Origin of the sequence: Stenotrophomonas sp. YIM B13575 (assembly GCF_042787595.1) — a bacterium.
Classification (GTDB): Bacteria; Pseudomonadota; Gammaproteobacteria; order Xanthomonadales; family Xanthomonadaceae; genus Stenotrophomonas; species Stenotrophomonas lactitubi_B.
Map to the genome: position 1 here is coordinate 1 of NZ_JBHZOP010000155.1, position 8,778 is coordinate 8,778.

The following is an 8,778-nucleotide window of genomic DNA, read 5'->3' on the forward strand; positions in this document are numbered from 1 at the left end:
GGGCCATGCCCGGCGGCTTTCAAGCGGAGACCCTGCCGCTGCGCTCGCCGGGCATGGCCCGGCGCTACCCCTCAACGCGTGCCGAAGCGCGCCCGGCAGCCGTTGCTGACCCACACGTTGCCGCGCGAGTAACCCCAGGTCCGGCCTTCCTGGCAGGCACTGCCGGACAGCTGCTGCTGCAGCACCGGCCGGCCCTGGCGTTCATCCCAGTTGCAGCTCTGCTGGCGGTTGTTGTTGCTGCTGCAGGTCACGGTGTAGTTGCTGTTGCCGCCACCCCAACCGCCGCCATTGCCCCCACCATTGCCGCCGCCCCAGCCACCGCGGGCTTCGGCGAACTCGGCGCGGCAGCCACGGTTGACCCAGATCGCGCCGTTGCGCACGCCCCAGTTCTGGCCTTCCACGCATTGCGTGCCGGAAATCTGCCGGACCACGCGCGCGTTGCGCCAGCCGACCGGGCAGCTGCGTTCGCGGTTGTCCTGGCTTTCGCAGCGCACGGTGCCGCCGTTGCCGTTGCCGCCGCCCCAACCGCCACCGTTGCCGCCCCCCCAGCCACCGCGGCCCTGGGTGAACTCGGCGCGGCAGCCGTTGTTGACCCAGATGCTGCCGTTGCGGGCGCCCCAGGTGCGGCCCTCCACGCAGGCCGAGCCGGACAGCTGGCGGACCAGCCGGGCGTCGCGCCAGCCGGTGTTGCAGACGCGTTCGCGGTTGTTCTGGCTCTCGCAGCGGACCACCCCGTCCTGCGCGGCGGCAGGGGCGGAGGGCAGGGCGAGCGCGGTAAAGGTACCCAGGATCACGGCCAGGCTGGCCAGGGACTGCGGTTTCATGGCGACATCCCCATACGGGAGTAGGTGCGCGACTATAAGGACCGGGGCGATCAAGCCCGCGTGACCGTCCGCATTTGCCCCGGCCGGGGCCTCGGCCGCAGAATAAGAGGCTTTCCGGCCCCCATCAGGCGCCGGCGTTCTCCAGCGGAGCTTTCCCCCCATGCGTACCCACTTCTGCGGCCTGGTCGATGAGACCCTGATTGGCCAGACTGTCACCCTCGCCGGCTGGACCGACGTGGCCCGTAACCAGGGCGGCGTCTGCTTCATCGATCTCCGCGATCATGAAGGCATCGTGCAGGTGACGGTGGAGCTCGACAACGCCGAAGTGTTCGCCGTGGCCGCCAGCCTGGGCTATGAGGACGTGCTGCAGGTGGAAGGTGTTGTGCGCGCCCGCCACGCGGTCAACGACAAGCTGCGCACCGGCAAGGTGGAAGTGATCGCCACCGCCATCACCGTGCTGAACAAGGCCGCGCCGCTGCCGTTCCACGCGCACGAGAACCCCGGCGAAGAAACCCGCCTGAAGTACCGCTACCTGGACCTGCGCCGTCCGGAAATGCAGCGCATGCAGCGCACCCGCATCAAGCTGGTGCAGGCCCTGCGCCGCCACCTGGACGAAAAGGGCTTCCAGGACATCGAAACCCCGATCCTGACCAAGGCCACCCCGGAAGGCGCGCGCGACTTCCTGGTGCCGGCGCGCATGCACCCGGGCGAGTTCTACGCCCTGCCGCAGAGTCCGCAGCTGTTCAAGCAGATCCTGATGGTGGCCGGCTTCGACCGCTACTACCAGATCGCGCGCTGCTTCCGCGACGAGGCCCTGCGTGCCGACCGCCAGCTGGAATTCACCCAGCTGGACATGGAGTTCGCCTTCGTCCGCGAGCGCGACGTGCAGGATTTCGTCGAAGACATGATCCGCGGCATCTTCAAGGAAGTGGTCGACGTCGAGCTGGACGCCAGCTTCCCGCGCATGACCTGGGCCGAGGCGATGCGTCGCTACGGTTCGGACAAGCCGGACCTGCGCATCGCGCTGGAACTGGTGGACGTGGCCGAGCTGGTCAAGACCAGCGAATTCCCGGTGTTCACCGCGGCTGCCAACGATGCCGATGGCCGCGTCGCCGCGCTGCGCATCCCGGGTGGTGCCAGCCTGTCGCGCAAGCAGATCGATGAGTACGCCGCGCACGCCGCCAAGTACGGCGCGAAGGGCCTGGCGTACATCAAGGTGGGCGAGAACGGTGAAATCAGCTCGCCGATCCAGAAGTTCTTCAGCGAAGAGGGCTTCGCCGCGCTGGTGGCCCACGTCGGCGCCGGCAACGGCGACATCGTGTTCTTCGGTGCCGGCGGCTACAACAAGGTGTCCGACTTCATGGGCGCGCTGCGCCTGAAAGCCGGCAAGGACTTCAACCTGGTCGCTGACGGTTGGGCGCCGCTGTGGGTCACCGACTTCCCGATGTTCGAGTGGGACGAGGAAGCGCAGCGCTACGTCGCCCTGCATCACCCCTTCACCGCGCCGGCCGTGGACGACATCGCCGACCTGCGCGCGCACGCCAAGACTGCCGTTTCGCGCGGCTACGACATGGTGCTCAACGGCAATGAAATCGGCGGCGGTTCGATCCGTATCCACCGCCCGGACATGCAGAGCGCGGTGTTCGAGCTGCTCGGCATCGGTGCCGAGGAAGCACGTGCGAAGTTCGGCTTCCTGCTCGACGCGCTGAACTACGGCGCGCCGCCGCACGGTGGCATCGCCTTCGGTATCGACCGCATCGCCGCGCTGATGGCCGGCACCGAGTCGATCCGCGACGTCATCCCGTTCCCGAAGACCACCGGTGCGCAGGATCTGATGACCGACGCGCCGTCGCCGATCGTCGACGACCAGCTGGCCGAAGTGCACATCCAGGTTCGCCCCAAGAAAAACTGATCAGGAGATCCAGGCAATGACCGAGTTTGCGTTTTCGCTGGAGTGGGAAAAGCTGGGCAATGAAGGCTCCGAGGCCAACCTGGTCACCGAGCGTGCACGTGTCTTCGGTGGTTGGCTGGTCCGCGTCGGTACCAACCCGTCGGCCATGGCCCTGACCTTCGTCGCTGACGGCGAAGGTCGCTGGGACGGTGAAGACTTCGGCGTCGAGGATTACGAAGACGACGAAGAGGAAGAGGAAGAGTACGACGAGGACGAGGAAGGCGAAGAAGAAGAGGAAGACGGCGAGGAAGAAGAGGACGACGAGGAATACGAAGAAGAGGAAGAGGAAGAAGACGGCAAGGAACCGGCGGAGCGGGCTTGACCCGAACCGTTGTCCTGACGTCAACTCGACCCATGTATTCGATCCGCCGCGCCACTGTGGACGATGCGCCGACCCTGTCGGCGCTGGCCGCGCGCACGTTCACCGAAACCTTCGGCCATCTGTATCCGCCGCAGGACCTGCAGGACTTCATCGACGAGTCCTACACGGTCGAGCGCCAGCGCACGATCCTGGCCCACCCCGATTACGCGGTGTGGCTGCTGGAGCTGGATGGGGAGGCGGTCGGCCATGCCGCCGCCGGCCCCTGTGGGTTGCCGCACCCGGAGGTGAAGCCCGGTGACGGCGAACTCAAGCGCCTGTACCTGGTCAAGACGCAGCAGAGCTGCGGCTGGGGCAGCCGCCTGCTGGAAACCGCGCTGACCTGGCTGGAACGCGACGGCCCGCGCACGCTGTGGCTGGGCGTGTGGTCGGAAAACTTCGGCGCCCAGCGCTTCTACGCCCGCTATGGTTTCGAAAAGGCCGGCGAGTACCTGTTCCCGGTGGGCGATACCAACGATCTTGAGTTCATCCTGCGCCGTCTGCCGCATCCGGCCTGAAGTCGTTCACCGCCGCTTGCCCCTGGCTTCTGTTCAATCACCGTAGTTCCGCCCCGCTGACCGCCAGGCTGTTGCACATGACTCCCCCCGTTCTGTTGTTGCATGGCATCTGGAATGCCCGTGCCTGGGTCGGGCCACTGGCCTGGCGCCTGCGCGCGCGTGGCTTCCAGGTCCATACCTTTGGCTACTCGTCCGTATTCGGCGGCCCCGATGTGGCCGTGCCGCAGTTGCTGGAGCGGCTGGCAGACGCAGGCCCGCTGTCGCTGGTCGGGCACAGCCTGGGTGGCCTGCTGGCGCTGGAAGCCCTGCGTCGGCAACCGCAGCTGCCCGTGCAGCGCGTGGTCTGCCTGGGCTCGCCGCTGCGCGGCAGTGGCACCGCGCGCTCGCTGTCCGAACATGGCTGGGGCCTGGCCCTGGGCCGCAGCAGCGAACTGCTGCTGGACGGGCTGCCGGACTGGCAGGGCAAGGCCGCGGTCGGCCTGATCGCCGGCTCGGTGCCGCATGGGCTGGGCAGCCTGCTCGGGGCGCTGGATGACGATTCCGATGGCACCGTGGCGCTGGCCGAGACCCGCCTGCCGGGCCTGGCCGACCACTGCGTGGTGCGCACCAGCCACAGCGGCCTGGTGGTGTCGCCGGATGCCGCACGGCAGACCGCGCATTTCCTCCGCCATGGCCAGTTCGACCATGGCCGGGACGCCGCTGCTGCCTGAGCGACGTCACCCAGCGCCGCTGCGCTCGCCGGGCATGGCCCGGCGCTACCGGGGCGCCACGCCCGGCCGCATCTGTCCCCCTCGACACGGTGGCATGGCCCGATCAGGTAGAATCCGCGGCCTTATCCATCAACGCACGTACGGAAAGACCCATGGGTAGAGGCCCCTCCATCGAGAACCGCAAAAACGCGTCTGACGCGAAGCGCGGCAAGATTTTCACCAAGATCATCCGTGAGATCGGCGTGGCCGCGCGCGGCGGTGGAGGCGACCCCAACAACAACCCGCGCCTGCGTGTGGCGGTGGACAAAGCACTGACCGCGAACATGTCCAAGGACGTGATCGAGCGTGCCATCAAGAAGGCCACCGGTGAACTGGAAGGCGTCGAGTACGAAGAGATCCGCTACGAGGGCTACGCGCCCGGTGGCGTGGCCGTCATCGTCGATTGCCTGACCGACAACCGCGTGCGCACCGTCGCCGATGTCCGCCATGCGTTCAGCAAGTGCGGCGGCAACATGGGCACCGAAGGCTCGGTCAGCTTCATGTTCAAGCGCGTGGGCGTGCTGCATTACGCTGCCGGCGCCGATGAGGACGCCATCTCCGAAGCGGCCATCGAGGCCGGTGCCGATGACATCGTGGTCTACCCGGAGGATGGCGCGATCGACGTGCTCACCGCCGCGGACAGCTTCCACGCGGTCAAGGATGCGATGCAGGCGGCCGGCCGCACGCCGGACCATGCCGAGCTGACCTTCCGCGCCGACAACGACATCAAGGTCGAGGGCGACACCGTCCTGCAGGTCAAGAAGCTGCTGGACATGCTGGAAGACCTCGACGACGTGCAGGACGTTTACTCCAACGCCGATCTCGGCGCGGACGCCTACGCCTGAACGTACGCTCCACCGGTCGCCTTTGGCGGCCGGTGAGCGGACAATGCGGACCATGATGACCCCAGACGTTTCCAGCCATCACCGCCGCATGCGTCCTTCCCGGATCAGCGGCGCCTGTGTGCGTGCCGCATGACCCGTATTCTCGGCATCGACCCGGGTTCACAACGGACCGGGGTCGGCATCATCGACGTCGACGCCAGCGGCCGGGTCAGCCACGTGCATCACCAGCCGCTGGTGCTGCTCGGGGCCGACGACTTCCCGCAGCGCATGAAGCTGCTGGTGCTGGGCCTGGCCGAGCTGTGCCACGAGTACCAGCCGCAGGAAGTGGCCATCGAAAAGGTGTTCATGGCACGCAACCCCGATTCGGCGCTGAAGCTGGGCCAGGCCCGTGGCGCGGCGATTTCGGCGGTGGTGCTGCGCGACCTGCCCGTGCACGAATACGCTGCAAGCGAGATCAAGCTGGCGGTGGTCGGTCGTGGCGGCGCCGAAAAGCAACAGGTTCAACACATGGTCGGGCTCATGCTCAACCTGAAAACCAAGCTGCAGGCCGACGCGGCCGACGCGTTGGCCGTGGCCATCACCCATGCCCACGTAAGGGCAACGGCCAACCGCCTGGGGCTGACTGCCCGCCAGGCGTGGGGTCGCAAATGAGGAGCTGCACGCAATGATCGGTCGACTGCGCGGAATCGTCGCCTACAAGGCGCCGCCGTGGCTGGTGGTGGACGTCAACGGGGTGGGCTACGAGCTGGAGGCGCCGATGAGCACCTTCTACGACCTGCCCGAGCTGGGCCGTGAGGTCACCCTGTACACCCACTATTCGCAGAAGGAAGACAGCGTCTCGCTGTACGGCTTCCTGCGCGAAGGCGAGCGCCGCCTGTTCCGCGACGTGCAGCGGGTCAGCGGCATCGGCGCGAAGATCGCGCTGGCCGTGCTGTCCGGCGTCACCGTCGAAGAATTCGCGCGCATGGTCCAGGCCGGCGACATCACTGCGCTGACCCGTATTCCCGGCATCGGCAAGAAGACCGCCGAGCGCATGGTGCTGGAGCTGCGTGACCGCGCGGCGCAGTTCGGCGCCGGTGGCGCACTGCCGACCGGCAGTGGCCCGGCTCCCGCCGACCCGCTGTCCGATGCCACCGTGGCGCTGCAGCAGCTGGGCTACAAGCCGACCGAGGCGGCGCGGATGGCGCGCGAAGCCTTCAACGAGGGCGACGAAGTGGCCATGGTCATCCGCAAGGCCCTGCAGTCGGCGCTGCGCTGAGCCGCGCCGCTTCCTTTCCCATTACACCCTGAGCTTCGCCAGGAGCCCCATGTCCAGCAGTCAAACCCCGCACACCGCCGCCCATGGCGGCCATGGTCACGCTCCCCCCGCCGGGGGGCTGGCGCTGATCATCGGTGCGATCGGCGTGGTCTTCGGCGATATCGGCACCAGCCCGCTGTACACCCTGAAGGAGGCGTTCTCGCCGCACTACGGGCTCAGCAGCGACCACGACACCGTGCTGGGCGTGCTGTCACTGGCGTTCTGGGCGCTGAACATCGTGGTCACCCTGAAGTACGTGACCATCATCATGCGCGCCGACAATGACGGCGAAGGCGGCATCATGGCGCTGATGGCGCTGACCCAGCGCACGCTGCGCAACGGGTCGCGCTCGGCTTACGTGGTGGGCATCCTCGGCATCTTCGGCGCTTCGTTGTTCTTCGGCGACGGCGTGATCACGCCAGCGATATCGGTGCTGGGCGCGGTGGAAGGCCTGGAGGTGGCGGCCCCCGGGCTGCATGCCTTCATCGTGCCGATCACCGTGGTGGTGCTGCTGGCGGTGTTCGCGGTGCAGCGCTTTGGCACCGCGAAGATCGGCAAGCTGTTCGGGCCGATCACCTCGATCTGGTTCATTTCGCTGGCGGCGATCGGCATCTACAACATCGTCGACGCGCCGGAAGTGCTGAAAGCGTTCAACCCCTGGTGGGCGATCCGCTTCTTCATGAATCATGGCTGGCACAGCATCTTCATCCTCGGCGCGGTGGTGCTGGCGGTCACTGGTGGCGAGGCGCTGTATGCCGACATGGGCCACTTCGGTGCCAAGCCGATCCGCCACGCCTGGTACTTCTTCGTGCTGCCGTGCCTGGTGCTGAACTACCTGGGGCAGGGCGCGCTGGTGCTCAACCACCCCGAGGCGGTGAAGAATCCGTTCTTCGAAGCGGTGCCGTCGTGGGCGCTGTACCCGATGATCATCCTGGCCACGATGGCCGCGGTGATCGCCTCGCAGTCGGTCATCACCGGCGCGTTCTCGGTCTCGCGCCAGGCCATGCAGCTGGGTTACATCCCGCGCATGCGCATCAAGCACACCTCGCACGACACCATCGGCCAGATCTACATCCCCGGCATCAACTGGGGTATCGCGGTGATGGTGATCGGCCTGGTGCTGGCCTTCCGCAGCTCGTCCAACCTGGCTGTGGCCTACGGCATCTCGGTGTCGGCCACCATGCTGATCGATACCCTGCTGCTGGCCCTGGTCGCCCGTTCGCTGTGGCCGAAGGCGCGCAACTGGATCCTGCCGCTGTGCGTGGTGTTCTTCGTCATCGACCTGGGCTTTGTCATCGCCAACGGCGCCAAGCTGCTGCAGGGCGCCTGGTTCCCGGTGGTGCTGGGCATCTTCCTGTTCACCATGATGCGCACCTGGCGTCGTGGCCGCGAACTGCTGCGCGATGAGATCCGCAAGGACGGCATCCGTATCGACACCTTCCTGCCGGGCCTGATGCTGGCGCCGCCGGTACGCGTACCGGGCACTGCGGTGTTCCTCACCGCCGACCCGACCGTGGCCCCGCATGCGCTGATGCACAACCTCAAGCACAACAAGGTGCTGCACGAGCGCAATGTGTTCCTGCACGTGGAAACCCTGCCCATTCCATATGCGATGGAAGGGCAACGACTGAAGATCGAATCGGTGGGCGATGAGTTCTACCGGGTCTACGTGCGTTTCGGCTTCATGGAGACCCCCGACGTACCGCTGGCGCTGATGCGCTCGTGCGACCACGGCGGCATCTACTTCGACCCGATGGACACCACCTTCTTCGCCAGCCGCGAAACCATCGTCGCCACCGCCAACCGCGGCATGCCGATCTGGCGCGACAAGCTGTTCGCGCTGATGCACAGGAACGCCGCCCCGGCGACGGGCTTCTTCCGCATTCCGGGCAACCGCCTGGTCGAGCTGGGCGCGCAGGTGGAGATCTGACCGCACGGGGTCGGATCCCTTTTCCTCAGGAAAAGGGCTCTGACCCCCTGTTCGGTTCGTGTCATACACACATCCATCCACGCATGGCGTGGATCTACTGTGTCGACCAAGGTCGACACCCACCAAGAGCAGGCCATTCCGTGTCGACCAAGGTCGACACCCACCAAGAGCAGGCCATGCCATTCCGGCAGATTGCGGAGATCTGTCGAAGGCGGGGTGGGTCCGGTTGCGGGGGCGTGAGCGCCAGGGATGGCGCGACCGAGCTTACATGGACGTACTTGCAGCGTCCCCCGCAACCGGACCCAC

Annotated in this window: 9 protein-coding genes; 8 read left to right on the forward strand and 1 reads right to left on the reverse strand. The window is 66.8% G+C overall.

Annotated features, from left to right (window positions below):
• Positions 1-71: 71 nt before the first annotated feature.
• Positions 72-824 carry a DUF3011 domain-containing protein gene (locus ACFX4F_RS19495; RefSeq protein ID WP_380657949.1) on the reverse strand — a complete coding sequence of 251 codons (753 nt, stop codon included), beginning with the start codon at positions 822-824 and terminating at the stop codon, positions 72-74.
• 160 nt (positions 825-984) lie between these two features.
• Between ACFX4F_RS19495 and aspS the strand changes: the two genes are divergently transcribed.
• The 8 genes from aspS to ACFX4F_RS19535 all read left to right on the forward strand — a co-directional run bounded on the left by aspS (position 985) and on the right by ACFX4F_RS19535 (position 8,472).
• A complete protein-coding gene (gene aspS, locus ACFX4F_RS19500) occupies positions 985-2,736 on the forward strand; it encodes an aspartate--tRNA ligase (RefSeq protein WP_380657951.1) in 1,752 nt (583 codons plus the stop codon).
• Positions 2,737-2,752: 16 nt separating this feature from the next.
• Positions 2,753-3,097, forward strand: coding sequence for a DNA primase (locus ACFX4F_RS19505; protein ID WP_380657953.1), 345 nt, complete (start codon positions 2,753-2,755; stop codon positions 3,095-3,097).
• A 32-nt stretch (positions 3,098-3,129) separates the two neighbouring features.
• Positions 3,130-3,651 carry a GNAT family N-acetyltransferase gene (locus tag ACFX4F_RS19510; RefSeq protein ID WP_380657955.1) on the forward strand — a complete coding sequence of 174 codons (522 nt, stop codon included), beginning with the start codon at positions 3,130-3,132 and terminating at the stop codon, positions 3,649-3,651.
• A gap of 77 nt (positions 3,652-3,728) precedes the next feature.
• Entirely contained in the window at positions 3,729-4,361 is a 633-nt protein-coding gene (locus tag ACFX4F_RS19515) for a triacylglycerol lipase (RefSeq protein ID WP_025874679.1), read from the forward strand.
• A gap of 152 nt (positions 4,362-4,513) precedes the next feature.
• A complete protein-coding gene (locus tag ACFX4F_RS19520) occupies positions 4,514-5,245 on the forward strand; it encodes a YebC/PmpR family DNA-binding transcriptional regulator (protein ID WP_089236564.1) in 732 nt (243 codons plus the stop codon).
• Positions 5,246-5,374: 129 nt separating this feature from the next.
• Positions 5,375-5,896 (forward strand): crossover junction endodeoxyribonuclease RuvC, encoded by a 522-nt coding sequence (ruvC, locus tag ACFX4F_RS19525; protein ID WP_089236563.1) that lies wholly within the window; start codon positions 5,375-5,377, stop codon positions 5,894-5,896.
• A 13-nt stretch (positions 5,897-5,909) separates the two neighbouring features.
• Positions 5,910-6,503: a Holliday junction branch migration protein RuvA gene (gene ruvA / locus ACFX4F_RS19530; RefSeq protein ID WP_099818801.1), complete on the forward strand. Its 594-nt coding sequence runs from the start codon at positions 5,910-5,912 to the stop codon at positions 6,501-6,503.
• Between the two features lie 49 nt (positions 6,504-6,552).
• Positions 6,553-8,472: a potassium transporter Kup gene (locus ACFX4F_RS19535; RefSeq protein ID WP_099818802.1), complete on the forward strand. Its 1,920-nt coding sequence runs from the start codon at positions 6,553-6,555 to the stop codon at positions 8,470-8,472.
• Positions 8,473-8,778 lie beyond the last annotated feature (306 nt).

Bases quoted from the DNA above. Each gene is read 5' to 3' on its own strand.
- ACFX4F_RS19495 (WP_380657949.1), bottom strand. From the start codon at position 824: ATGAAACCGCAGTCCCTGGCCAGCCTGGCCGTGATCCTGGGTACCTTT.
- aspS (WP_380657951.1), top strand. From the start codon at position 985: ATGCGTACCCACTTCTGCGGCCTGGTCGATGAGACCCTGATTGGCCAG.
- ACFX4F_RS19505 (WP_380657953.1), top strand. From the start codon at position 2,753: ATGACCGAGTTTGCGTTTTCGCTGGAGTGGGAAAAGCTGGGCAATGAA.
- ACFX4F_RS19510 (WP_380657955.1), top strand. From the start codon at position 3,130: ATGTATTCGATCCGCCGCGCCACTGTGGACGATGCGCCGACCCTGTCG.
- ACFX4F_RS19515 (WP_025874679.1), top strand. From the start codon at position 3,729: ATGACTCCCCCCGTTCTGTTGTTGCATGGCATCTGGAATGCCCGTGCC.
- ACFX4F_RS19520 (WP_089236564.1), top strand. From the start codon at position 4,514: ATGGGTAGAGGCCCCTCCATCGAGAACCGCAAAAACGCGTCTGACGCG.
- ruvC (WP_089236563.1), top strand. From the start codon at position 5,375: ATGACCCGTATTCTCGGCATCGACCCGGGTTCACAACGGACCGGGGTC.
- ruvA (WP_099818801.1), top strand. From the start codon at position 5,910: ATGATCGGTCGACTGCGCGGAATCGTCGCCTACAAGGCGCCGCCGTGG.
- ACFX4F_RS19535 (WP_099818802.1), top strand. From the start codon at position 6,553: ATGTCCAGCAGTCAAACCCCGCACACCGCCGCCCATGGCGGCCATGGT.